Annotated in this window: 23 protein-coding genes; 12 read left to right on the top strand and 11 right to left on the bottom strand. The window is 67.8% G+C overall.

What is annotated here, in order from left to right; genetic code table 11:
- Positions 1-26: 26 nt before the first annotated feature.
- The 3 genes from AC1RM6_RS11475 (at position 27) to AC1RM6_RS11465 (ending at position 1,694) form a co-directional block, all read left to right on the top strand.
- On the top strand, positions 27-368 hold the full coding sequence (locus AC1RM6_RS11475; RefSeq protein ID WP_493101220.1) for a UrcA family protein: 342 nt from the start codon (positions 27-29) through the stop codon (positions 366-368).
- Positions 369-692: 324 nt separating this feature from the next.
- A complete protein-coding gene (locus tag AC1RM6_RS11470) occupies positions 693-875 on the top strand; it encodes a hypothetical protein (RefSeq protein WP_493101219.1) in 183 nt (60 codons plus the stop codon).
- A 450-nt stretch (positions 876-1,325) separates the two neighbouring features.
- Positions 1,326-1,694 (top strand): hypothetical protein, encoded by a 369-nt coding sequence (locus AC1RM6_RS11465; RefSeq protein WP_493101217.1) that lies wholly within the window; start codon positions 1,326-1,328, stop codon positions 1,692-1,694.
- 108 nt (positions 1,695-1,802) lie between these two features.
- On the opposite strand, the gene leuD is transcribed toward AC1RM6_RS11465, so the two are convergent.
- From leuD to AC1RM6_RS11450, 3 genes are read right to left on the bottom strand one after another with little or no spacing between them, the layout of a single operon-like run.
- Positions 1,803-2,405, bottom strand: a complete 603-nt coding sequence (leuD, locus tag AC1RM6_RS11460) for a 3-isopropylmalate dehydratase small subunit (RefSeq protein ID WP_493101215.1) — start codon at positions 2,403-2,405, stop codon at positions 1,803-1,805.
- Positions 2,402-3,814, bottom strand: a complete 1,413-nt coding sequence (locus tag AC1RM6_RS11455; RefSeq protein ID WP_493101213.1) for a 3-isopropylmalate dehydratase large subunit — start codon at positions 3,812-3,814, stop codon at positions 2,402-2,404. The genes leuD and AC1RM6_RS11455 overlap by 4 nt, the downstream gene beginning before the upstream one ends.
- A gap of 1 nt (position 3,815) precedes the next feature.
- On the bottom strand, positions 3,816-4,997 hold the full coding sequence (locus AC1RM6_RS11450) for a CaiB/BaiF CoA transferase family protein (RefSeq protein WP_493101211.1): 1,182 nt from the start codon (positions 4,995-4,997) through the stop codon (positions 3,816-3,818).
- A gap of 98 nt (positions 4,998-5,095) precedes the next feature.
- Here AC1RM6_RS11450 and AC1RM6_RS11445 point away from each other — a divergent pair, with 98 nt between their 5' ends.
- Genes AC1RM6_RS11445 through AC1RM6_RS11430 form a run of 4 tightly spaced genes read left to right on the top strand, consistent with a single transcriptional unit; the run spans position 5,096 to position 8,581 of the window.
- The gene (locus AC1RM6_RS11445) at positions 5,096-6,061 is read left to right on the top strand and encodes a hydroxymethylglutaryl-CoA lyase (RefSeq protein WP_493101209.1); all 966 of its coding nucleotides are present in this window, start codon (positions 5,096-5,098) and stop codon (positions 6,059-6,061) included.
- A complete protein-coding gene (locus AC1RM6_RS11440) occupies positions 6,058-6,738 on the top strand; it encodes an isochorismatase family protein (RefSeq protein WP_493101207.1) in 681 nt (226 codons plus the stop codon). Before AC1RM6_RS11445 ends, AC1RM6_RS11440 begins: the two co-directional genes overlap by 4 nt.
- Positions 6,738-7,664 carry a polysaccharide deacetylase family protein gene (locus AC1RM6_RS11435; protein ID WP_493101205.1) on the top strand — a complete coding sequence of 309 codons (927 nt, stop codon included), beginning with the start codon at positions 6,738-6,740 and terminating at the stop codon, positions 7,662-7,664. The genes AC1RM6_RS11440 and AC1RM6_RS11435 overlap by 1 nt, the downstream gene beginning before the upstream one ends.
- Positions 7,664-8,581, top strand: a complete 918-nt coding sequence (locus AC1RM6_RS11430; RefSeq protein ID WP_493101203.1) for a polysaccharide deacetylase family protein — start codon at positions 7,664-7,666, stop codon at positions 8,579-8,581. The genes AC1RM6_RS11435 and AC1RM6_RS11430 overlap by 1 nt, the downstream gene beginning before the upstream one ends.
- 78 nt (positions 8,582-8,659) lie before the next feature.
- Here AC1RM6_RS11430 and AC1RM6_RS11425 read toward each other — a convergent pair whose 3' ends face one another.
- The 7 genes from AC1RM6_RS11425 to AC1RM6_RS11395 form a co-directional block, all read right to left on the bottom strand.
- Complete coding sequence (locus tag AC1RM6_RS11425) at positions 8,660-9,508, bottom strand: alpha/beta fold hydrolase (protein WP_493101201.1); 849 nt, start codon at positions 9,506-9,508, stop codon at positions 8,660-8,662.
- 4 nt (positions 9,509-9,512) lie between these two features.
- Positions 9,513-9,992, bottom strand: coding sequence for a YybH family protein (locus tag AC1RM6_RS11420; protein ID WP_493101199.1), 480 nt, complete (start codon positions 9,990-9,992; stop codon positions 9,513-9,515).
- 195 nt (positions 9,993-10,187) lie between these two features.
- Positions 10,188-11,090 (bottom strand): hypothetical protein, encoded by a 903-nt coding sequence (locus AC1RM6_RS11415; RefSeq protein WP_493101197.1) that lies wholly within the window; start codon positions 11,088-11,090, stop codon positions 10,188-10,190.
- On the bottom strand, positions 11,080-12,441 hold the full coding sequence (locus AC1RM6_RS11410) for an MFS transporter (RefSeq protein ID WP_493101195.1): 1,362 nt from the start codon (positions 12,439-12,441) through the stop codon (positions 11,080-11,082). Before AC1RM6_RS11410 ends, AC1RM6_RS11415 begins: the two co-directional genes overlap by 11 nt.
- Positions 12,438-13,907 carry an aldehyde dehydrogenase gene (locus AC1RM6_RS11405; protein WP_493101193.1) on the bottom strand — a complete coding sequence of 490 codons (1,470 nt, stop codon included), beginning with the start codon at positions 13,905-13,907 and terminating at the stop codon, positions 12,438-12,440. The genes AC1RM6_RS11410 and AC1RM6_RS11405 overlap by 4 nt, the downstream gene beginning before the upstream one ends.
- Positions 13,904-14,707: a maleate cis-trans isomerase family protein gene (locus AC1RM6_RS11400; RefSeq protein ID WP_493101191.1), complete on the bottom strand. Its 804-nt coding sequence runs from the start codon at positions 14,705-14,707 to the stop codon at positions 13,904-13,906. The genes AC1RM6_RS11405 and AC1RM6_RS11400 overlap by 4 nt, the downstream gene beginning before the upstream one ends.
- Complete coding sequence (locus AC1RM6_RS11395; RefSeq protein ID WP_493101189.1) at positions 14,704-15,915, bottom strand: FAD-dependent oxidoreductase; 1,212 nt, start codon at positions 15,913-15,915, stop codon at positions 14,704-14,706. Before AC1RM6_RS11395 ends, AC1RM6_RS11400 begins: the two co-directional genes overlap by 4 nt.
- Positions 15,916-16,150: 235 nt before the next feature.
- On the opposite strand from AC1RM6_RS11395, the gene AC1RM6_RS11390 reads away from it, so the two are divergent.
- From AC1RM6_RS11390 to AC1RM6_RS11375, 4 genes are all read left to right on the top strand, one after another.
- Positions 16,151-17,359, top strand: a complete 1,209-nt coding sequence (locus AC1RM6_RS11390; RefSeq protein ID WP_493101187.1) for a class I SAM-dependent methyltransferase — start codon at positions 16,151-16,153, stop codon at positions 17,357-17,359.
- 81 nt (positions 17,360-17,440) lie between these two features.
- Positions 17,441-18,757, top strand: coding sequence for an MFS transporter (locus AC1RM6_RS11385; RefSeq protein ID WP_493101185.1), 1,317 nt, complete (start codon positions 17,441-17,443; stop codon positions 18,755-18,757).
- Positions 18,758-18,859: 102 nt separating this feature from the next.
- Positions 18,860-19,636: an IclR family transcriptional regulator gene (locus AC1RM6_RS11380; protein ID WP_493101183.1), complete on the top strand. Its 777-nt coding sequence runs from the start codon at positions 18,860-18,862 to the stop codon at positions 19,634-19,636.
- A 371-nt stretch (positions 19,637-20,007) separates the two neighbouring features.
- Complete coding sequence (locus tag AC1RM6_RS11375; RefSeq protein WP_493101181.1) at positions 20,008-21,750, top strand: FAD-dependent oxidoreductase; 1,743 nt, start codon at positions 20,008-20,010, stop codon at positions 21,748-21,750.
- A 70-nt stretch (positions 21,751-21,820) separates the two neighbouring features.
- Here the strand turns inward: AC1RM6_RS11375 and AC1RM6_RS11370 are convergent, their stop codons facing one another.
- Positions 21,821-22,771: a LysR family transcriptional regulator gene (locus AC1RM6_RS11370; RefSeq protein WP_493101179.1), complete on the bottom strand. Its 951-nt coding sequence runs from the start codon at positions 22,769-22,771 to the stop codon at positions 21,821-21,823.
- Between the two features lie 106 nt (positions 22,772-22,877).
- On the opposite strand from AC1RM6_RS11370, the gene AC1RM6_RS11365 reads away from it, so the two are divergent.
- Positions 22,878-23,999, top strand: a complete 1,122-nt coding sequence (locus AC1RM6_RS11365) for an alkene reductase (RefSeq protein WP_493101177.1) — start codon at positions 22,878-22,880, stop codon at positions 23,997-23,999.
- Positions 24,000-24,002: the final 3 nt, after the last annotated feature.

Genomic DNA, 24,002 nt, shown 5'->3' with positions numbered 1-24,002 from the left:
CGCCCGCATGATTTTGGAGAATGACCATGAACAAGTTTTTCGTCGCCACCGCCGCCGTCGCCGCCGCCTTCGTCAACATCGCGATCGCCGTCCCCGCCTCGGCGGCCACGCTCCCCACCCGCACGGTCAGCTATGCCGATCTCAACCTGGCGAGCGCGAGCGGCCAGGCGGCGCTCAGGACCCGCGTCAACCATGCCGCCAAGGCGGTGTGCGCGGTCGATGGCACCGCCTCGCTCGAGGCCAAGGTCCAGGAAAATCGCTGCGCCCGCGTCGCGGTCGCCAAGGCGATGCCGCAGGTCGAGCTGGCGCTGGCGAATGCCGGCACCCAGGTCGCCGACAACAGCCGCTTCGTGGTTGCGGCGCACTGACGCGACAGGGTGTCCGCCGGAATCTGCCGGTGCCACAAACAAAAAAGAGGGCCGATCCCGGAGGATCGGCCCTTTGAAAGTTTTAGGAGAGGATGCCTGAAAGGCCCGATCCTTGTGCATCGCAGCATGAACGATTGCAATTGCGGTTAGCGCTAACAAGATTGCAAAATATGCAATCATGGACTGATGCACTTACCGAAATTCGCATCACTGCAACTCTCGCTACGCATCCACCGTATATCGACATGACACGATGTCCTGTGGCTTCTGCGTAACGATGGCCGGCGAACCCGGCATTTGACCCGTCATGGAACGACCCACCCGATGAGCAATATCGACGTCTGCAAGCGAGACCGCGACGCGGTCGACCGTTCGCCGCCGCGGATCGACGCCGACCGCGATCCGGCCCGCAGCCCCGGCCGACGCATCGCAGGGCGCGCGCCCGATGATTTCACGCTGCTCTATTCCCGCAGCGCAGCCGCGCTGTTATCGCGGCGCAGCATCTAGCCGGCGGCAGGCTGCCACCGTCAGCCGGCAGCGATTCTCGCCGTCACCTTCGCGGATGTGGCCCTGCCCCCCTCGCCGCAGCCGCGACGATGCCGCATATCTCCAACCCTGTCGATCATGCCCGGCCGGGATGTGCGGCGTTGCGCATCGACCATATCAGCAACCTACCGAACATCCCCGACAGCGCGCCATCCGTTCCGCGGGATGTCCGGTCGGCCTCGGCCCCATGATCGGATCCGTCGCGAGGCTTCGGTGATGACGACAGGGTCATGATGATATCCGATCGCTGGATGTTGGGCATGGACCGTAGACGGCACGCATCGCGGCAATCCGCACCGGCTGTGCCCTACCATGCGATTTTACCGATCGCACCGGAATGGGCCGGACGCCCTTCCCGTCGGCGGATCATCCGCGCTTTGCCGAAATGGGTTCGTTTCGGTCGCATCTGCCTTGCGGGCGATCGCTGCCGGCGACGTCTCGGAAGCAGAACCGACAAGAGTATGCGTATCTATGAGTAGCTTCAGAAAACCGCGCGGCGGCGCGCGCCCAGCAGATATGATCCGTTTCGAAGATTCGCCCGCCCCCACGGTGGAGCTGCGCGAACAGCAGATGGGCTATGCCGCCGCATCGCGCCATTCGAAACCTCCCCGCGCCTTCACCCGTGAACAGGAGGCGGCGGATCTGATCGCCGAATATGGCCGGAGCGAAGCCCATCTGATCGTCGCGCGCCAGCTCGCCAGAGCGCGCGGCCAGCGGGACGATCCGCAGGCCATCTGGCTGGCCGAGATGCTGGAACGGATCGATGCGTCGATAAAATGAGCGTCATGCGCGATCTCGAAGATGCTGACGCATCCTCGATCGATAGGCTCAAGCGCCGCACGGGCTGATTACCCGATCCCGATGAGCCAAGCGCACCGGGATCGGATATCAGAGATAGACCCAGGGCCGCGCGCGCCGATCGCGCGCGCGAAAGGCGATGATCTCGTCGCGGCGCTTGAGGGTCAGGTCGATCGCGTCGAGCCCGCCGATCAGCATCTCGCGCGCTTCGTCCTCGAGGATGATCGGCCAGTGGCGCCCGTCGGCGATCGACAGCCGCTCCGCGACCAGATCGCAGGTCACCGGCTGCCCCGCCGCGGCGATCTCGGCGATCGCGTCGGCGGGCAGTTCGACCGGGGCGATGCCGTTGCGGATGCAGTTGCCGCGGAAGATCGGGTTGAAGCCGGCGGCGACCACCACCCGGAAGCCATATTCGGCGAGCGCCCAGGCGGCATGTTCGCGGCTCGACCCGCAGCCGAAATTGGCGCCGCCGAGCAGGATCTGCGCGCCGGCATAGGCCGGCTGGTTGAGCACGAAGTCGGGATCGGCGTCGCGGCCGCCGATCGTGCGGTAGCGCCAGCCGGCGAACAGCCCGTCGGCGAGCCCCTTCTTCGACACCGCCTTCATCTCGCGCGAGGGGATGATCGCGTCGGTGTCGACATTGTCGCGCAGCAGCGGCACCGCGACCGAGGTAATGCGGTCGAGCGGGATCATCGGGCAACGGGCTCCAATTTGCGCGGATCGCTGATCGCGCCGGCAATGGCGGACGCGGCGACAGTCTCGGGCGAGGCGAGATGCGATCGCGTCTCGGGGCCCTGGCGGCTTTCGAAATTGCGGTTGGTCGAGCTGATCACCCGCTGGCGGTGACCGAAGCTCTCGCCGCCGGCGAAGAAGCACATCGAACAGCCCGCCTCGCGCCATTCGAAGCCCGCGTCGAGGAAGATGCGGTCGAGCCCTTCGGCCTCGGCCTGCGCCTTGACCACGGTCGACCCGGGCACCGCGATCGCGCGGACATGGTCGGCGACCCGCTGCCCCTTGAGCACCGCCGCCGCGCGCCGCAGGTCGCTGATCCGCGCATTGGTGCACGATCCGATGAAGGCGCCATCGATCGGCAGCGCGTCGAGCGGCTGGCCTTCATGCAAGCCCATATAGTCGAGCGCGCGGGCATGCGCCGCCGGGGTGCCGTGCGCGTCGGGTGCATAGGCCGGCACGACGCTGCCCAGCGGTACCGCCTGTTGCGGACTGGTCCCCCAGCTCACCATCGGCGCGACCTCGGCGGCATCGATGACATGTTCGGCGTCGAAACAGGCATCGTCGTCCGATCGCAACCTGCTCCACGCCTCGACCGCGGCGGTCCAGCCGGCATCCCTGGGCGCGTAGCTGCGGCCGGCGAGATAATCGAAGGTCAGCCCGTCGGGGGCGATGATCGCCGAGAAGGCCGACAGCTCGGTCGCCATGTTGCACAGGGTCAGCCGCGCCTCGATGTCGAGTGCGCGCACGGCACTGCCGGCATATTCGATCATATGGCCGTCGCCACCGGCAGCCCCCAGCCGGGCGACGATATGGAGCGCGAGATCCTTGGCGGTGACGCCGATGCCGAGCCTACCCTCGATGCGGATCCGCATCGTCTTCGGTTTGCGCACCCGTAGCGTCGTTGTCGCCAGCGCATGCTCGGCCTCGGTCGATCCGATTCCCCAGGCGAGCGCGCCGAGCGCACCCTGGCTGCAGGTATGGCTGTCGGGGCAGACCAGCGTCAGCCCGGGCAGCACGATCGCCTGTTCGGGCGAGACGACATGGACGATGCCCTGACGCGGATCGCCGATGTCGAACAGGGTCAGCCCCGCTTCATTGGCGGCGCGGCGGGTGGTGGTGATGAACTGGGTGCCGGTCGGCATCGTCGTGCGGTCACCGCGGCCGGGCAGCGTGTCGACGATATGATCCATCGTCACGAACGCCTGTTCGGGCGCGAACACGGTCCTGCCGGCCTCGCGCAGGCTTTCGAGCGCGACCCCGCCGGTGCGCTCGTGGAGCAGCACCCGGTCGATCGCGATCAGCCCCATGCCGTCGCCGAGATCGGCGATCGCATGCATGTCCCACAATTTCTGGAAAAGCGTCTCGCCCATGTCAGGCCACGCACCCGCCCTGGCGCAGGGCGGCGACTTCGCCGTCCGAATAGCCGAGCTCGGCGAGCAGCGCGTCGCTGTCGGCGCCGATCTGCGGAATGTCGCGGACCAGGTCGAGTCGCTCGCCGTCGATCTCGACCGGCAGTCCCGGCAGCCGGGTCGGCCGCCCGTCGGGCAGGGTCAGGTCAAGCAGCCCGCCGGCATTGAGATGCGGATCGTCGAACAGCTCGTCGGGGCGCATGATCGGCGCGAACGGCAGGCCGATCCGCTCGAGCGTCCCGACCAGCATGGCGCGGTCGAGCGTCGCGAACAGCGCGCGCACCCGCGGCAGGATCGCCTCGCGCTGGAGCACGCGCTGGTTGTTGGCGCGCAGATCGGGATCGGCACCGAGATCGTCGAAACCGAACGCCTCGCAGAAGGTCAGCCACTGGCCGTCGCTGACCACCCCGACGAACAATTGCTCGTCGGCGTTGAGCGTGTCGAACACGTCGTAGATCGCCCAGGCCGAGACCCGGACCGGCATCGGCCCGGCCGGCTTGCCGGTCACCGCCTGCTGCGCCATGTGCTGGCCGACCAGGAAGGCGGTGGTCTCGTAGAGCGAGCAGCGCACCTCGCCACCCTTGCCGGTGCGGTGGCGGCGCTCGACCGCGGCGAGGATGCCGATCACCCCGAACATGCCGCCGGTGATGTCGATCACCGACGATCCGGCGCGCAGCGGCCGCCCCGGCGGCCCGGTCATATAGGCAAGCCCGCCCATCATCTGGGTGACCTCGTCGAGCGCGGTGCGCTGCTCATAGGGTCCCGCGAGGAAGCCCTTGGCCGAGCAATAGATCAGCCCGGGATTGGTCTTGGCGAGCGTCTCGTAGGACAGGCCGAGCTTGGCGAGCGTGCCGGGCCGGAAATTCTCGATGACGATGTCGGCCTCGGCGGCGAGCCGGCGCGCGACCTCGATCCCCTCGGCGCTCTTGAGGTCGAGGCAGATGCTGCGCTTGTTGCGGTTGAACATCGGGAAATAACCCGCCCCAGAACCGAGCAGCCGGCGGGTCTGGTCGCCGCCGACCGGCTCGACCTTGACCACTTCGGCGCCCAGGTCGCCGAGGATGACTCCGACCGCGGGGCCCATCACCATATGTGTGAATTCAACGACTTTCAGGCCGGCAAGCGGTAGGGCGTCCTGGTCCATCTCTATCCCGAATTTGCTGTCACGCCTTGAACGGCGTCGCTTATTTGATATAGACCTATGACAAATAACGCAACCGGAGTCGAAAGGGTGAAGCCAGCGTGAGCGCCAGCGACGACATCGCCATACTCGTCAGCGAGGTCGGCCCGCGCGACGGGCTGCAGAGCATATCGGCGATCATGCCGCTGGCGGCGAAGAAGGCCTGGATCAGCGCCGAGGCCGCCGCCGGCGTCCGCGAGATCGAGGTCGGCAGCTTCGTTCCCGCCAAGCTGCTGCCCCAGCTCGCCGACACCGCCGAGGTCGTCGCGCATGCGCTGACGATCCCCGACCTGACCGTGGCGGTGCTGGTACCCAACGCCCGCGGCGCCGAGGCGGCGATCGCCGCCGGCGCGCACAAGATCACCCTGCCTTTGTCGGTATCGGAGACCCATTCGCTGCGCAATCTGCGCCGCACCCATGTCCAGGTGCTCGACGAGGCGAAGGCGATCGGCGCGATGATCGCCGCGCTGCCGGCCGAGCGCCGCCCGCATTTCGAAGGCAGCCTGTCGACCGCGTTCGGCTGCACTCTCGAAGGTGCGATCCCCGACGCGCAGATCGCGCGGCTCGCCGAGGGGCTGATGGCCGCGGGCTGCAACGAGGTCGGCCTGTCGGACACCACCGGCTATGCCGATCCGGCCGCGGTCAAGCGGCTGATCGCGCTGGTCCACGGCGTCGTCGGGCGCGACGCGCTGACCGGCATCCATCTTCACAACACCCGCGGCCTCGGCCTCGCCAATGCGCTGATGGCGATCGAATGCGGGCTGACCACGCTCGACAGCTCGCTGGGCGGCCTCGGCGGCTGCCCGTTCGCGCCCGGCGCCTCGGGCAATATCGTCACCGAGGATCTGGTGTTCATGCTCGAGGCGATGGGGCTGCGCACCGGCATCGACATCGACCGGCTGAACGCGGTGCGGTCGATCCTGGCCGAGGCGTTGCCCGGCGAGCCGCTTTACGGTTTCATTCCCGATGCGGGGCTTCCGCTCGGTTTCAACGGCGCCCACGGGCAGCCGATCAAGGAGGTAGCATGACGATCGTCGGAACGAAGATGGTGCGGGAGGACAAGACCGCGCGTCAGCTGTTCGAAGAGGTCATGGCCAATCCGGCGCGCAAGAAGTTCGGCTTCGGCGAGAAGCTCGCGATCGTCAATGTCGACTTCCAGCAGGCCTATACCCGCATCGATATGTTCAAGACCGCCTATGAGACCGATCCCAACCAGATCGGTTACGTCAACGACATCTCGCGGCTCGCGCGTGCCAAGGGCATGCCGGTGATCTGGAGCCATGTCGCCTATAAGGACGACGCCGGCGACGCCGGGGTATGGGGCACCCGCACCAACACCGAGGATTCGCTGCAGAACATCAAATATGACAGCGAGCGACACAAATTCGATCCGCGCTGCGAGATCGATGCGAACGACCTCGTCTACACCAAGCGGATGCCGTCGGCCTTTTTCGAGACCCCGCTGAACTCCTATCTGCGCTGGCACAAGGTCGACACCGTGATCGTCACCGGCGGCAGCACCTCGGGCTGCGTGCGCGCGACCGCGGTCGACGCGCTGGCTTATGGCTTCCGCGCGATCGTTCCGATCGAGACCTGCGCCGACAAGCATGAAAGCTATCATTTCGCCAATCTGACCGACCTCCAGCTCAAATATGCCGATGTCGAGCCGGTCCAGGCGGTGATCGACTGGCTGGAGGCGCGTTGATGCGCGAGGGTGAAGGCGATCCCGGCCTCTACGAATTCCGGCCCTATCGCGACCGTGCGAAGATCGCCTGGCCCGACGGCAAGCGCGTCGCGGTGTGGGTGTCGCCCAATATCGAATTTTACGAACTCGATCCGCCCGCCAACCCGCAGCGCAAGGCCTGGACCAAGCCGCATCCCGACGTCGTCGGCTACAGCCACCGCGACTATGGCAACCGCGTCGGGCATCAGCGGCTCGCCGATGCGATGGAGCGCCACGGCTTCAAGGGATCGGTGTCGCTGTCGATCGCGATGTGCCAGCACCATCCCGAGATCGTCGAACAGGTCAACGCGCTCGGCTGGGAATTCTTCAGCCATGGCGCCTACAACACCCGCTATTCCTACGGGATGGACGAGGCGCAGGAGCGCGCGCTGATCGAGGATTCGATCCGCACGGTGCGCGAGGCGACCGGCCAGACGATCAAGGGCTGGCTCGCCCCGGCGCTGACCCACACCCCGCGCACGCTCGACCTGATCGCCGAATATGGGCTGACCTACACCTGCGACCTCTATCATGACGACCAGCCCGGGCCGGTCCATGTCGCGCAAGGGCGGCTGGTGTCGATGCCGTACAGCCTCGAGGTCAACGACCATTATGGCTTCTCGGTCTACAACATGTCGCCGCGCGACTATGCCGAGACGCTGATCCGCCAATATGAGCGGCTTGCCGAGGAAGGCGAGACTTCGGGCACGGTGATGTGCATTCCGCTCCACGCCTATCTGGTCGGCCAGCCGCACCGGATCGGACCGTTCGAGGAGGTGCTGCGCCACATCGCCGCCGATGGCCGCGCCTGGATCACCCGCTCGGGCGACATCGCCGACCATTTCCTCGCCCATGATTATGACGCCGCGGTCGCCGATGCGGCCCGCTATGCGACGGAGGCCCGCTGATGGCGCTCGACCCCGCCTATCTCGACTATCCGATGCGCCGGCACGGGATGGACCATGATTTCTATCCCTGGTCGAACATCTTCGATCGTTCGCCGATCGCCTGGCCCGACGGCAAAAGCGTCGCGGTGTGGACGCTGGTCAATCTCGAATGGTTTCCGATCGTGCCCGGCGACAAGCCGTTCCGCGCGCCGGGCCATATGCAGACCCCCTATCCCGACTATCGCCATTATACCGCGCGCGAATATGGCACCCGGGTCGGCTTCTACCGGCTGCTCGACGCCTTCGCGAAGGTCGGCGCGACCGTCTCGGTCGCGGTCAACAGCGCTATCGCCGAACGCTATCCGAGCGTGATCGCGGACATCGTCGCAGGCGGCCACGAAATCGTCGCCCATTCGACCGACATGAACGGCACCATCGCCAGCGGCCTCGACGAGGCAGCCGAGCGCGACCTGATCCTGCGCTCGATCGACACGCTCGAAAAAATCGCCGGCACCCGCCCGCGCGGCTGGCACTCGATCGCGCGGTCGCAGTCTTTCAACACGCCGCGGCTGCTGGTCGAGGCCGGCATCGACTATATGTGCGACTGGGTGAACGACGAACTCCCCTATCGCTTCGCGACGACCGCCGGCGACCTGGTCAACCTGCCGCTCAACCATGAGCTGTCCGACCGGCAGATCCTGGTCAACCAGCAGCATGGCGTCGACTCCTATGTCGAACAGATGACCGACGCCTATGACCTGCTCGAGGGCGAGAGCGCGCGGTTCGGCGGGCGGATGCTGCCGCTCAACATCACCCCTTATATCATGGGCCTGCCCTACCGGATCGGCGCGTTCGAGCGGCTGCTCGCCGAACTCGCCGCCCGCCCCGGCACCTGGTTCGCGCGCGGCGACGCGATCGTCGACGCGGCGGGGGTCTGATCGCAAGCCGAGCAGGCCGCCGGCGTCCAGATCCTCCCCGAGCCTGCGGCTCAGGGAGGATCGGTCAGCGCTCGCCCGCTACCCGACGAACCCCAGAAAGCGCGCGATCGCGTCCGCTTTCTCGGCCGGGGTCCGGCCGACCGGTTCGACCCGGCCGTCGGCCAGGCGTGCCGCCAGACCGGCGGTCGCGGCGCGCAGATCGGGCAGTTCGCCGTCGGCGAGCAGCAGCATCGCCGGCCCCCGCACATCGGCCAGCCGCGCCGCGGCGTCATAGCGGAACGCCGCCCGATAGGCCTTGTGATAGGAGGTCAGCCCCTTGAGCAGTTCGAGGGTGGCGGCGTGGAGATCGGCCGCCGGCGGCACCGCGCGGGTCATCAGCCGGTGGGCGGGGTCGCGCAGGAAATGCGGGAAATGGAGCGACTGGTCGCGGATATAATGGAACGCCCAGATCAGATGTCCGCCATGATCGTCGGGCACCATCTCGGGCGCATAGTCGCGCAGCAGCAGGTCGCGCATCGCCGGCGGATAGTCGGTCAGCCCGTCGAGGATCAGCCGGCCGACCCGGTCGGGGCATGACGCCGCCGCCTCGACCGCGATCCGCGCGCCGGTATGGGTGCCGTAGAGATCGAACTCGCCGATCCCCATCCGGTCGAGCAGCCGCACCAGCGCCTGTGCATACCAGCCGATATCGGCCGCGTCGGGAACGAAGGCATCCGAATCGCCATTGCCGGGCATGTCGGGCGCGATCAGCGTCGGCGCCCCCGGCCGCGCGCCGAGCGCCTCGACCAGCGGCGCGATCCCGCGCGACGAACCCGGCGAGGCGTGGAGCATCACCAGCGGGCGCGCGTCCGGCACGCCGTCGATCCGGCGGAGATGGACGAGCCCCTCGGGCAGCCGGACGAAGGCGCGGTCGATCGGCGAGACCATGCGATCAGGCCTGTTTTTGCGCGATCCGCTCGTGGAGCAGCGGATCGACCATCGCCTCGGACGCCTGGCGCATCTGGATCAGCGCGGCGAGCGGCGCCTCGATATAATGGAACAGCCGCCAGTCATCCTCGCGCCGGCGCAAGGTCGCGCTGACCCGCACCGCGCCACCGAACGGGCGCGGATAGAGGCGGTTGCCGGGGATGAAGACGTTCCAGCGCATATGGTAGAAGGCGATCGCGATATCGTCCGAGGCGGCGCGCACCGTCAGCCGGTCATAGGTGAGCAGCCGGTCGGACTTGCTGCGGTCGATTCCCCAATAGGCCTCGATCGCCGGCCAGCCGATCATCGGCTCGGACTCCTCGGCGACATAGATCGGAACCGGCTCGCGCTCGTCCCACATCGCGCGCAGCCCGGGCACGTCATAGGCGTTCCAGCGGCGGACATAGTCCGCGACGAAATCGGCGATCTGTTGGTCGAGGGTCATGGGATGGGGACTCCACATTTAAAGCCCCCTCCCTTTCAAGGGAGGGGTTGGGGTGGGTGGCGACTGAGGCGGCTCGATGCCGCTGAAGTCGCTTCGGTTCCAGCGTAGACGCTCGCTGCGCTCGCGACCCACCCCAACCCCTCCCTTAAAAGGGAGGGGCTTAAATTGGGGAAGACGGCCTCGGATCATCGCGCGCTAAAGGTCCGTCGCAGCCAGTTCGATCAACTCCCCAGCCGCCCCACGCCACATCCTCAGCGCCGCGTCCGGCCCCGCCGACAGCGGCAGCGGCTTATGCGCATCCGGCATATAACCCGCTCCCATCGCGCGCACGTCCAACGTCACAATCGCCATACCCGGCGGCAGGTCGCCGTCGCGGGTCGGGCGCGGGGTCATCGCCGGGGCATAGCCGTCGAGTTCGAGCACCGTGCCCCATTCGAGCTCGACCAGCCCGAGATCGGTCTTGTGGTCGGCGGGCAGGCCATTGGCCTCGTTGATGATGCCGATCGGGGTCGGCTTGGGCGGGCGCACGACATTGTCGAACGACGCCGCATAGGCCGCGTTCATCGCGTGGATGTCGGGGCCGCCGGCGACCACCGAGAACACCCGGCCGACGAAACCGCGCGCGGGTCCCAGGTCCATCCCGCAGCCGGGCGGGGCATGGGTCAGATAGACGCATTCGCCGGCCGGGCCGATCACCTGCATCGCGCTGATCTTCGGATAGTTGGTGAGCGGGCGCGGCCCGCCGATGCGGCGGAACGGCGAATCCGCGATCCGTTCGGCGAGCAGGTTCACATCCTCGACGATGATCTCGGTCGCGTTCCAGCCATGGGTGGTGAGCGCGCGCCAGGGCTCGTGGTGCGGGGTCTCGACGAAGCGCAGCGCCACCGCCTCGCCGCCCGCGGGTTCGAGCGCGACATAGCGGCGGCCGGCAGCCGCGGGCGCGCCCCAGAAGGCGGCGCGATCGGCGGCGACGGTGCCGCGGTCGACGACGCGATAGTCGAGCACGCCGCCATAAGCGCGCTCGATCGCGGCGATGTCGGGCACCGAATAGGTGACCGCGCGGATACCGCCGAGCCGGCGGCGCAGGTCAGTCGTCATGGCTGGAGGCTTCCCTTGTTGCGGAGAGGGCGATCAGCCCTTCGACCTCGATCACGCCGCGGCGATAGCCGCCGAAGCCGCGCCAGACGATCAGGATCGCCGGGATGCCGATCAGCGCCGCCTCGATCGCCATCGCATAACGCAGCATCGCCGGGTCGCCGAAGCGATCGACCATGAAGCCGACCGGCAAGGGGCCGAGCACCAGGCTGGTCAGGCTGAGGATCACGAAATAGAGCGCGGTCGCGGTCGAGCGGACGTCGCTCGAGGTCAGCATCGTCAACGACGCCGGGCCGGCGGTGCCGCAGATGCACTGGCCGAGCAGGAACAGCGCGAACCCGACCAGCGCCCAGGGCGCGCTCGGCGCGAGCGGATAGAGGATGGTGGCGGGCACGACGATGCAGATGCCGATCAGGAAGGCGCGCAGCGTACCGTCCTTGTGCCCGGCCTTGAGCGCGCGGCTGCACAGCCAGCCCGCGAGCGTATAGCCGATCGCACCGACCGACAGATAGATCAGCCCCGCCGCCAGCCCGAACCGGCCGACGTCCCAGCTCCAGCTCCGCTCGAACAAGGCGACGTTCCACAGGCTGAGCGTGCCCAGGGTCAGCGATCCGGCATTGCCGACGACCAGCGGCCCGAACGCGCGCCAGCGCCGCGCCATGAAGCCGATCGCCGCCGCCAGCGGCACATGATGATGGGCATCGGCGCCGATCGCGCCGCCGATCGTCTCGGACCGGGCCGGCTCGCGGATCAGCAGCATCAGCGCGGCGAGCAGGAACCCCGGCGGGCCGGCGATCAGGAACACCGCCTGCCAATGTTCGACCCCGCCGATCAGCGGCAGCGCGATCGGCGGCAGCGTGGCGATCCAGGCGACCAGCGGCCCGCCGCCGAGAAAGGCCATCGCCGATCCGAAGGTGGTGCCCGCCATCATCAGCGCGATCGCGCGCGGCCGCCGCGGCCGGTCGAAATAGTCGCTGATCAGCGACAGCGCGCACGGCGTCACCGCGGCCTCGCCGAGCCCGACGCCCAGCCGCGACACGAACAACATGCCGAAATGATCGGCGAAGCCGGCAAGCATCGTCATCGCGCACCAGATCGCGATCGCGCCGGCGAGCAGTTTGCGGCGGCTGTAGCGATCGGCGAGATAGCCCGCCGGGATCGCCATCGTCGCATAGAATAGCGCGAAGGCCGGCCCGAGCAGCAGCCCAACCTGGAAGTCGCTGAGATCCAGGCTCGCCTTGATCGGCTTGATCAGCAGGCTCGGCAGGAAGCGGTCGAGATGCGACAGCGCCTGGGCGAGGAACAGCAGCAGGACGGCCAGCCAGGGCCGCCATGACGGCCCCGGCCGGGTCAAACCCCGAGCTTCCGCAGCACGATCGGACGGCGCGGGATCGAGATCGCCTTCTGCCGCGTGTAGAAGGCCTCGCAGGCCGCACCGCCATCGGCGCCGACCCCCGATTCCTTGTAGCCGCCGAACGGCGCGCGCAGTTCGCGCATCATCGGGGTGTTGCACCAGACGATGCCCGCCTCGATCCGTTCCTGCGCTGCCATGATCCGGGCGATGCTCTGCGACCAGACATAGGAGACCAGTCCGAACCGGCTGGCATTGGCGAGGCGGTAAGCCTCCTCGTCGGTGTCGAACACGACCAGTGCCGCGAACGGGCCGAAAATCTCCTCCTGGCAGACCCGCGCATCGTTCGATCCGGCGAGGACGATCGTCGGTTCGACATAGCAGCCCTTGTCGAACGCCGGCGCGCGGCGGCCGCCGGTCAGCAGCTTTTCGCCGCTCTCCCCGGCGCCGGGGACGAAGCTGAGCACATGCTGCATATGGCGTTGCGACACCAAAGGCCCGATCTCGGTCGCGGGATCGCGCGGGTCGCCGACCCGGATCTTGCGCGCGCGCTCGACGAACGCCTCGATGAAGCGGTCGGCGATGCCGCGCTGGACGAGGATGCGCGATCCGGCGAGGCATTGCTGGCCGTTGTTGGTGAAGATGCCGAGCAGCGCGCCGTCGACCGCCTGTTCGAAATCGGCATCGTCGAAGATGATGTTGGCCGACTTGCCGCCGAGCTCGACGGTGGCGGGCTTGAGCAGTTCGCCCGCGGTGCGCATGATCACCCGCCCGGTCGGGGTGCCACCGGTGAAGGTGACGACGTCGACCCCGGGATTGCGGATCAGCCGGTCGCCGGCGGTGGCGCCGCGGCCGTTGACGAGGTTGACGACGCCGTCGGGAATCCCCGCGTCGCGCAGGATCGCCACCAGCCGGCTGATGCCGAGCGGCGCCTGTTCGGAGGGTTTGAGGATGCAGCTGTTGCCGAAGGCGATCGACGAGGCGATCTTCATCGAACCGAGCGCGATCGGCGAGTTCCACGGGCTGATCAGCGCGGCGACGCCAACCGGCTCACGCCGCACCATCGTCAGATAATCGGGATTCTGCTCGTAGAGCTGGCCGACGCTCTGGCCGATATAGTCGGCGAAGAAGCGGAAATTGTCGCCGGCGCGCAGCACCGAGCGGCCGCGGATCTGCGACAGCGGCAGGCCGGTGTTCGAACATTCGATGTCGGCGAGTTCGTCGGCGGCGGCGTCGATCAGTTCGGCGCAGCGCCGCAGCACCGCCTGGCGCTTGTCGACCGGCATCGTCCGCCAGACGCCCTCGTCGAAGCTGCGCCGGGCGGCCGCGACCGCGCGGTCGACGGTGGCGCCATCGGCCTCGGGCAGTTCGACGATCAGGCTGTCGTCGGCCGGGTTGATCACCTCGATCGGCGCGTCGCCGGTGCCGATCACCTCACCATCGATCAAGGCGGTCATCAACTCGGTCATGTGGGACTCCTGAAAAAGGGCGCGGTGGCGGCGCGGCAGCGGTCGCGCCAGGCGAGGCCGGGCGAGGATAGCGGATCGATCGGATCGCCGAGCCCGAGCCGGTCGCAGATCACCGCAGCGAGACAGAGGTTCGACGACAGGATCGGCAGGTCGATCGGGGCGGCGGCGATCAGCGGCAGCGACGGCATGCCGGTGCCGCTGAGCAGGATCGCGTCGATCGCCGACAGGTCGATCCGGCCGAGCGCCGCGGCGGCGTCGGCGCTGCCGAGATCGTAGATGCCGCGGGTATCGGCATCGGGGGCGAGTTGCCCCGCCTGCCCGGTTTCGACCAGCGCGAAGCCGCGCCCGGTCCAATAGGCCTGGGCCGCGTCGGCCAGCGCCGCCGGATAGGGCGACACCAGCGCGATCCGGCGCGCGCCGATCCGGTTGAGGGTCCAGGCGATCGCATCGGCCGCGGTGATGATCGGGAAGCCGAACCGCGCCTCGCAATAGCCCAGCACCGTGCGTTCCTCGGCCGGAGCGACCAGATAGGAGGAGGCGGTGCAGGCGAAGCCGAACAGGTCGGGGCGGAAGCTGTCGAAGCTTTCGAGATGCTCGGGCAGCCGCAGCAGATAGTCGCGGAGCCGATCGGCCGGCGCCGCCGCGCGGCTGGTCAGGCGGACGGTGGTGAGGCTCGCCGCGGGCGGCACCAGGATCGAAAATTCGGTCTCGACGGTCGGATTGGCCTGCGGCGTGCCGATGCCGATCCGGCCGGCGCGGCCATAATCATAGCCCCCCCGCTGGATCCGCCCCGCGATCATGCGATCTCCGCGGCGCGGCGCAGGCCCGCGATCATCGAACTGCGCAGCAGGTGCTCGCGCGCCGCGACCGGGTCGCCCGCGGTCTTCTGCAGCGCCGCCAGCGTCTCGCGCCGCCGGTCCTGGTCGCGTTCCTGCATCCGCGCGCGGTTGCGGTCGGCCTGCGCCAGCACCTCCTGCTCGGCGATCGGCCGGCGGCGGCGGGTATAGCGGTCGAGCGTCTCGATCGGCGCGCCGTCGAGCACCTCGGCCAGCGTCGCGACCAGTTCGAACGCGTCATGGACGCCGCCGTTCATCCCCATCCCGCCCGACGGCGAGTTCACATGCGCGGCATCGCCCGCGAGCAGGATCCGGCCCGCGCGATAATCGTCGGCGATCCGCATGTGGATGCGATAGGCGCGGGTGTCGATGACGCTGTGCCCGGCCGGATTGGGCGCAATCTGGTCGAGCTTGCGGGTGATGCTCTCGGGGCGCAGCCCGTCCTCGATCGTCTCGTCATGGTCGGGATAGAGGCTGCAGCGCCACAGATGCGGCAGCCGGAGCAGGCTGAAGGTGCCGCCCTGCTTCCAGACATAGTTGACGTTGGACAGGCCCGGCAGATGATCGTGGAACGGGAACAGGGTGGTCGCGAGGATCGTCGTCTCGGGATAGGTCTTGCCTTCGAAGGCGATGCCGGCGTCGCGGCGCACGACGCTGCGCGATCCGTCGGCGCCGATCAGGAAACGGCCGCGAAAGACCTGCGGATCGGCATCGTCGGGGCCGTCGACCGGCCGCGCGACCACTTCGACGCCGTCATCGTCCTGGCGCACCGCATCGACCCTGAGGCCGAGCAGCAGCCGCCCCTGCCCTTCGGCGCGGATCCGGTCGAGCAGCAGCGCGCACAGCTTCGATTGTTCGCACTGGAGCCGGAAGGGATGGTTGGTGTCGCCGGCGATCGCGGCCAGATCGAACTCGGCGCGCTCGCCGGTCTCGTGCATCCGCACCTGCCAGGTCGGGCTGCGCAGCCCCTGCGCGATCAGCGGTTCGGCCAGCCCGAGCATATCGAGCAGATCGAGCGTCGGCGGATGGAAGGTCGAGGCGCGCAGGTCGGTCGCCAGCACCGGCTCCGACGCGATCAGCACGAACGGGATGCCGCGGCGGCCGAGCAGCAGCGCCGCGGTCAGACCGACCGGCCCCGCCCCGACGACGATAATCTCCGCATCAACCGCCACCAAATGCCCTCCGCGACCGGAAATTCATTTGTACTACTTCTAATAGTAATTTGGTCCACGCAAGCGAATTTTGCGCGACGCCGATCCGCACGAGCCGGGGCGGACGCTTTGTTGCCGGCGGGCCTCGCAGGCCCATTGCTGGAAGGCGGATGGAGTGATAGCCTCCGATTCGGAACAATGTTCTGAATATTGGACCGGGCCGGACATGGCCAGAACGAAGGCAGGGAATCCGATCATGGCGCAGCCGATGGCCGACAGCAGCAACAGCGATTTTGCGGAGCCGCCGGTGGCCGACATCGAATCGGTGACGCGGCCGACCCATGACGAGATCGCCCGCCAGAAATTCTGCAGCACGCTGCGCCGTCACGCGATCCAGGATTTCGTCGGCGCGCTCGAGACCGATTATCGCGAGCGGGTGGCGCCGCGCCATGGCGGCCCCGCGGCCCGCTGGCGCGACATCGACAAGGCGATGACGGGCGAGAACAGCTACCGCTTCTATTCGACGCTGCGCTACAATGCGCAGGAGATGTGCTTCCTCTCGGTCCAGCCCGAGGTCGAACGCGCGCTGCCCGAACTGGTCGGGATCGCCCGCGACGCCGCGCAGCGCAGCCCGGCCGGCGGATCGCTGCGGCTCGATCCAGGGTTCGAGGTGCCGGCCTATGTCACCAATCTCGATGTCCACCTGACCCCGGGCTGTTTCCACAGCGAATATACCGCCGACGACGTCGCCCAGGGCGCGGTCGTCAGCCTGGGATCGCGGGTGTTCACCGCGCAGCAGAGCCATCGCAGCTGGGGCGGGGTCGCCCGCGTCGTCAGCCGCTGGATCAAGCACGCCTTTCCCGACGTCGCGCCCGCGCGGATGCTCGATCTCGGCACCACCTCGGGCAAGAATCTGATGCCCTATGTCCAGGCCTTTCCGGGGGTCGAGGCGCATGGCATCGACGTCGGCGCGCCGCTGCTGCGTTACGGCCATGCCGTCGCCGAACATGAGGGCATCCCGATCCAGTTCAGCCAGCAAAATGCCGAACGGACCGACTTTCCCGACGGCCATTTCGACCTGATCGTCTCGAGCTTCTTCTTCCACGAGATCCCGGTCTGGGCGACGAAGAAGGTGCTCGCCGAATGCCACCGGCTGCTCAAGCCCGGCGGGCTGATGGTCCACCAGGAACTGCCCGCGCACGACCTGGTCGATGCGTGGGAGAATTATTTCTGGAACTGGGACACGCGCAACAACAACGAGCCGGCCTATACCGCCTTTCGCGACCAGGATCCGATCGCGCTGATGGCCGATGCCGGGTTCGATCGCGACGCCGGCTTCGCGCATATCCTGCCCGATATCGGCGCCTATCCCGATCGTGCGGCGGCCTTCGCCTGGGACGAGCCCGGCCGGCCGCGCCACGGCAAGGGCGGCTGGTACGTGTTCGGCAGCCGCAAGCCGCGCTGATCGCCGGCGGGATCGATTTCGACATTTCCGGCACGGCGCCACGGGAAGATCCGGACGCCGGCCATAAGGGGCCATGACGACATGCTCGACAAGAATAGCGCCGCATACCGCTGGTATGTCGTCATATTGCTGCTGCTGATCTTCATCCTGTCCTATTTCGACCGGTTCATCCTCAGCCTGCTGGTCGAACCGATCAAGGCGGCGATGAAGCTGAGCGACTTCGAGGTCGGGCTGCTGCTCGGCCCCGCCTTCTCGACCTTCCATGTGCTCGTGGCGATCCCGCTCGGCTGGTATGCCGACCGCTCGAACCGCAAATATCTGCTGTTCGCCGGCATCCTGATCTGGTGCACGATGACCGCGAGCAGCGGACTGGTCGCGACCTTCCTGCCCTTGTTCCTGATGCGGCTCGGCCTCGGCCTCGGCGAAGCGGTGGTCAGCCCCTGCTCGGTCTCGATCATCAGCGACTATTTCAACCGCAAGGAGAGGCCGCGCGCGATCAGCGTCTACATGGCCGGGCCTTATCTGGGCGCGGGCCTCGCCTTCCTGATCGGCGGCGTGGTCGTTCACTGGCTCCAGGGCCTCGGCCATGTCGACTGGCCGATCTTCGGCACGCTGGCCCCCTGGCAGGCGACTTTCGTTCTGGTCGGCATTCCCGGCTTCATCTTCGCCGGCCTGATGCTCACCGTCGACGAGCCCAGGCGGCTCGAGCGGACCTCGCCCGACCAGGACGGCCGCTACGCCTTCCGCTACATGATCGCGCGCTGGCGTGGTTTCGGCGGGCTGATCATCGGATCGACCTGCAACTTCGCGCTGTCGGCGCTGACGCTGTGGAACGTCCCGCTGTTCTCCCGGCTGTGGGGCTGGGGCGTCGCCGAGACCGGCTTCGTCACCGGGCTGTTCTACTTCACCGCCGGGCCGATCGGCACCGCGCTGGCGGTCTGGGCGCAGAAGAAGCTCGCGGTCGGCCGCACCGACGGATCGATGCGGGTGCTGATCCTCGGCCTGCTGATCTGCGTGCCGGCAAGCGCGCTCTATCCGGTGATGCCCAGCGCCGAGATCGCGGTGGTGTTCATGTTCATCGCCTTCATCGGCAAGTCGGTGGCGACCGCCGGCGGCCCCGCGTCGATGGCGCTGATCACCCCGGGCGAGATCCGCACCCAGTCGATGGCGATCTTCAACGTGTTCATCTCGCTGATCGGGCCGCTGATCGGGCCGCCGATCATCGGCGCCGCGACCGATTTCACCGGCGACCCGAAAATGATCGGCGTCGTGCTGAGCTTCTATGTGCTATTGCTGGGCGTTCCGGCGATCATCATAAGCGCGCTCGGGCTGAAATATTATCGCATGGCGGTCCACGATCTCGAGACCGCGCTCGACCGGGAACCGGCCGCCGCCTGACGGCGTCCGGGGCGACGCCGACAGGCGGCGGCCGGGCGATGATATGAACGAAAAATGGTTGGAGCCGGCCCGGCTATGGCCCGGCTCCGCGATGGGGATGTGATGGACAAGACGATCATCAAGGGCATGTCGGTGCTCGAGGCGCTGATCGCCGCACCGGAGCCGATGGGCGTCACCGAACTGGCGCGGCAGCTCGGGCTGACCAAGAGCAACATCCACCGCTATCTGCAAACCTTCGTCGCGCTGGGCTATGTCGGCGCCGCCAATGGCCGCTATGCGGCGACGCTCAAGATCTGGCAGCAGGGCGCCAAGGTGATCGAGCGGCTCGACCTGCGCCGCGCGATCCGGCCGATCATGGACCGGCTGGCGCGCGCGACCCTCGAGACGGTGCACCTCGCCATCTCCGAAGGCCCCGACGTGATCTATGTCGACAAGGCCGAAGGCGTCCATTCGGTGCGCGCCTTCTCCGAGATCGGCGAGCGCGCGCCCGCCCATTGCTCGGCGACCGGCAAGATCTTCCTCGCCTATCACCCGACCGCGCTGCAGGAGACGCTGTCGCGCGCGCTGCGCTATTATACCCCGCGCACGATCGTCGAACCCGACGCGCTGGTCGCGGCGGTCGAGGAGGTGCGCGCTTCGGGCATCGCGATCAACCGCGGCGAATGGGAGGTCTCGGTCGGCGGCGTCGCCGCCCCGGTCTGGGGCCCCGACGACCAGATCATAGCCGCGATGGGCCTGACCCTGCCGCTGGCGCGCTACACCGACGACAATGCCGCGACCCTGATCGCCCAGGTCCGCGCCGCCGCCGCCGAAGCCTCGCGCGAACTGGGCGCGTCGGCACGCCAGATCGTCGCCGCGAAAGAGCGGCTGGTGGCGTGAGGTTGGGGCTTATCTAAGCCCCACCCGCCTACGCTACCGGATGTCCGCGTCGGGTTGAGCCTTGCAGATCCTCCCTAAACCGTAGCGTAGGTTTGGGGAGGGGGACCGCGTAGCGGTGGAGGGGCTTTCCGACCTCAGCGCCATCGCAACCGGCGAGGTTCTGCACCACCCCTCCACCAGCTTCGCTGGTCCCCCTCCCCATCTGCGATGGGGAGGATCCGGCTTGGCCCGACCAGATGTGTGCATGCCACACGCCGCTTGTTCCCCCAAACCGCCGAAGCTTCAATATTACCGCCACTGCATCGCCCCAGCGTTTTCGCCATGGCGGGTAAATTCACATCCGCTCCCGGAACTGGCACGGTGGCGCTTCGATGCCGGCATCGTCCGATCGACATCGGGCGAAAGACCCAGGGAGAGGCACATTGGCGGAATTTGACGAGATGGTCGACTGGGTCGTGGTCGGCAGCGGCGCGGGGTCGTTCAGTTCGGCGCTGGTGATGCGGCAGGCCGGCAAATCGGTTACGATCCTCGAAAAGACCGAATATATCGGCGGCACCACCGCCAAATCGGGCGGGGTGATGTGGATTCCCGCCAACCGCTTCATGCTGGCCGATGGCGAGCAGGACAGCGTCGATGCCGGCATGGCCTATCTCGACGCGCTGCAGGACCTCGACGGCAAGCCCGCGCCGGGAACCTCGCGCGAGAAACGACTCGCCTATCTGACCGAAGGCCCCCGCGCGATCGACTTCCTCGTCGACCAGGGGATCGAGCTGCAGCGCGGCGCGACCTTCTGGCCCGATTATTATGACGAGCTGCCCGGCGGCTGCAAAACATCGCGCACGGTCGTCGCCAAGCCGTTCGACCGCAAGCAACTCGGCGCGCTGCGCGACACGCTGCGCCTCGGCTTCGCCGAGTTCAACGTCACCCTGTTCGAAGGGATGCAGGCGCAAGGCCATCCGCGGACCAACAAGGGCTCGCGCAAGCTGATGGCGCGGATCGCGCTTCGGACGATCCGCGACCTGCTGCTGGGGCGCAAATATACCACCGCCGGCGCCGCGCTGCAGGGGCGGCTGCTCAAGGCGGCGATCGCCGCCGGGGTCGACGTCCGGATCAACACGCCGGTGAACGAGATCGTCGTCGAGGACGGCACCGCGACCGGGGTGGCCACGGTCAAAGGCGGCAAGCCGTGGCGGATCGGCGCGCGGCTCGGCGTTCTCGTCAATGCCGGCGGCTTTGCCCACAACCAGGCGATGCGCGACCGCTATATCCCGGGATCGCGCGCCGAGTGGTCGCAGACCCCCGAAGGCGACACCGGCGAGATGCACCGCGAGCTCGAACGGATCGGCGGCACGCTGGCGCAGATGGACCAGATGGTCGGCTATCAGCTCACCCCCACCCCCGGCTCGGACAAGGATTATGTCATGCCGGGCGCGCAGACGCTGACCGCCAAGCCGCACGCGATCCTCGTCGACCGCACCGGCGAGCGTTATATGAACGAGGGCGGCAGCTACGAGCTCTATTGCGAGAATATGCTCAAGCGCGAAGCCGCGGCGCCGGCGGTCCCGAGCTGGGCGATCCTCGACCGGCAATATGTCGAGCTCTACCCGGTCGCCGGCAAGTTCATCGACAAGACGATCCCGGCCGGCTGGATCGAGGCGGGCTATCTGCACAAGGCCGACACGATCGAGGGCCTCGCCAAGGCGATCGCAGTCGATCCGGCGCGGCTGTCGGCGACCGTCGCGCGCTGGAACGGCTTCGTCGCCAAGGGCGTCGACGAGGACTTCCACCGCGGCGAGCGCGCCTATGACAATTGCGGCTTCGTCGGCGATCCCTATTCGGAACGCAGCTCGATCGGATCGATCGAGAAAGGGCCGTTCTACGCGGTCCCCGTCGTCCCCGGCGACGTCAGCACCTATGGCGGCGTCGTCACCGACGCCAAGGCCCGGGTGGTCGACGCGCAGGGCGGCGTGATCGAGCGGCTCTACGCGACCGGGGTCACCACCGCGTCGGTGATGGGCAATGTCTATCCGGGCGCCGGCGCCAGCATCGGCCCGTCGATGACCTTCGGCTATATCGCCGCCAAGCATGCGGCGGGGCTCGACAACGCGCTGTGACGAAAGCCTGGGGCCGATCCCGCCCGGATGACGACCGACATTTCGTATCGGGACCATGCGCTCGCACCGTTCAGGGCCTGAAACCCGATCCCTCCGCAAGCGCGGCCACGGCCAGCGCGTCGATCACGATCCGCAGCTTGGGTTGCATATAGCGGGATCGTGGCCAGACCGCGTGGATCGGCATTTCCGCACCGGCCCATTCTTCGAGAACCGGGACCAGCGCGCCCGACGCGAGGTGACCGGCGATCAGCCAGGTGGGCAACTGGCATAGCCCCCCGCCGGCCAGCGTGGCCTCGACCATCGCCTCGCCGTCGCTGAATTCGTGGCGGACGCGCACCTCGCGTCGGGTGGAGCGGCCGGACGCGTCCTTCAGCAGCCAGGCTGGCCGCGGCACCCGGCGCCAGCCGATGATGCAGTCGCGCATGGCCAGTTCGTCCGCCGACCGCGGCGCGCCGTGCCGGGCCAGATAGCCGGGCGACGCACAGATCACGAGCCTTTGCACGCCCAGGCGTTTCGCCATCAGCCCGGCGTCGTCGCCGAGCATCCCGATCCGAACCGCGAGATCGACGCCCTCGGCGATGATATCGACCGTCCGCTCGGTGAACATCACCGCGAGGTCGAGCCGGCTATATCGGTCCGACAACCCTAGCAGCGTCGGCATGATGTGACGGCGCCCGAACGCCGCGGGCAGATCGAGACGGACTTTTCCCACCGGGTCGTTGCGACCGGACGCCAGCCCTGTCTCCACCCCGTCCAGATCGTCGAGTATCCGCAGGCAGGTCTCGAGATAGGCGGCGCCCTCGGCCGTCAGCGTCAGTTGCCGCGTCGTCCGGTGAAGCAGCTTGATCCCGAGCCTCGCCTCGAGCCGCGACACGCTCTTGCCGACGGCCGAGCCGCTGACGCCCAGCACCGCCGCAGCCGCCGTGAAACTGCCGGCACGCTGGGTCTCGACGAATTCGACGATGCCGCTGAACCGCTCCTGCCCGATCATTCCGAACCTGTGGGACGAAGTCATCGTCATCGCAAGGCGATTATCGCTCGAGGCGCGAGCACTTAGATGATCGAGTGCAGGAGCGGCCGATCTCGCCGACCACCGTTGCCCGCCGCATCACCCGAAGGACATCGCCATGAGCATCCTGTTCGAACCCTATGACCTTGCCGGTCTCGGCCTCGCCAATCGCATCGTGATGGCGCCGATGACCCGCGCCCGCGCGCTCCACGACATTCCCGACGACATGACGGTCGAATATTATCGCCAGCGCGCCGGTGCCGGCCTCATCGTCAGCGAAGGTGCGCCGGTTTCGATCGAAGGCCGCGGCTATCTGTTCAACCCCGGCCTCTACAATCAGGCGCAGGCCGCGGGCTGGCGTCGCGTGACCGATGCGGTCCATGCCGAAGGCGGGCGGATCTTCGCACAGCTCTGGCATGTCGGGCGCGTATCGCACGTGTCGCTTCAACCCGATCGGGGTGCGCCGGTCGGGCCGACCGCGGAGCGCGCGCCGACCGCGCGCGCTTATGCCCATGACGACACCGGCCAGCCCGGCATGGTACCCACGAGCACGCCGCGCGCGCTGGCGACCGACGAAGTCCGCCGGGTGACGCAGGACTTCGTCAAGGCGGCGCGGCTCGCGATCGACGCCGGCTTCGACGGTGTCGAGGTGCATGGCGCGAACGGCTATCTGTTCGAACAATTCATCAGCGGCGCGCTCAACGACCGCTCCGATCCTTATGGCGGCTCGATCGCAAATCGGCTGCGGTTTCTGCTCGAGACGCTCGACGCGGTCGGCGCCGAGATCGGCGGCAACCGTGTCGGCGTGCGCATCTCGCCATTCGGGCGGCTCTTCGACATGGCGCCTTATGCCGACGAGGGCGAAACATGGTTGGCGCTTGCCGCCGAGCTTCAGGCGCGGACGCTCGCTTATGTCCATCTCAGCGACCAGCTGACGATCGGCGCGGAAAAGATTCCGGACGGCTTCGCGTCCGCCTTCGGCAGGATCTACCGCGGTACGCTGATCGCGGCGGGGGGCTTCGACATGGCCAGCGGCACGCGCGCGCTCGAATCCGGCGAACTGGGCCTCGTCGCGATCGGCCGCCCGTTCATCGCCAATCCCGACCTGGTCGATCGGATGAAGAATGGCTGGCCACTCGCGATTCCCGACCGGGCGACCTTCTACGGCGACAGCGGCGCCAGGGGATATATCGACTATCCGACTTACGGCGCCTCTGCCGCCGACGCTCGGCACAACTAGACC

This window comes from Rhizorhabdus sp. GW822-FHT03C02, assembly GCF_058801765.1.
The sequence above is the reverse complement of the archived record's forward strand: the minus strand, read 5'-3'. Positions and strand labels throughout refer to the sequence as shown.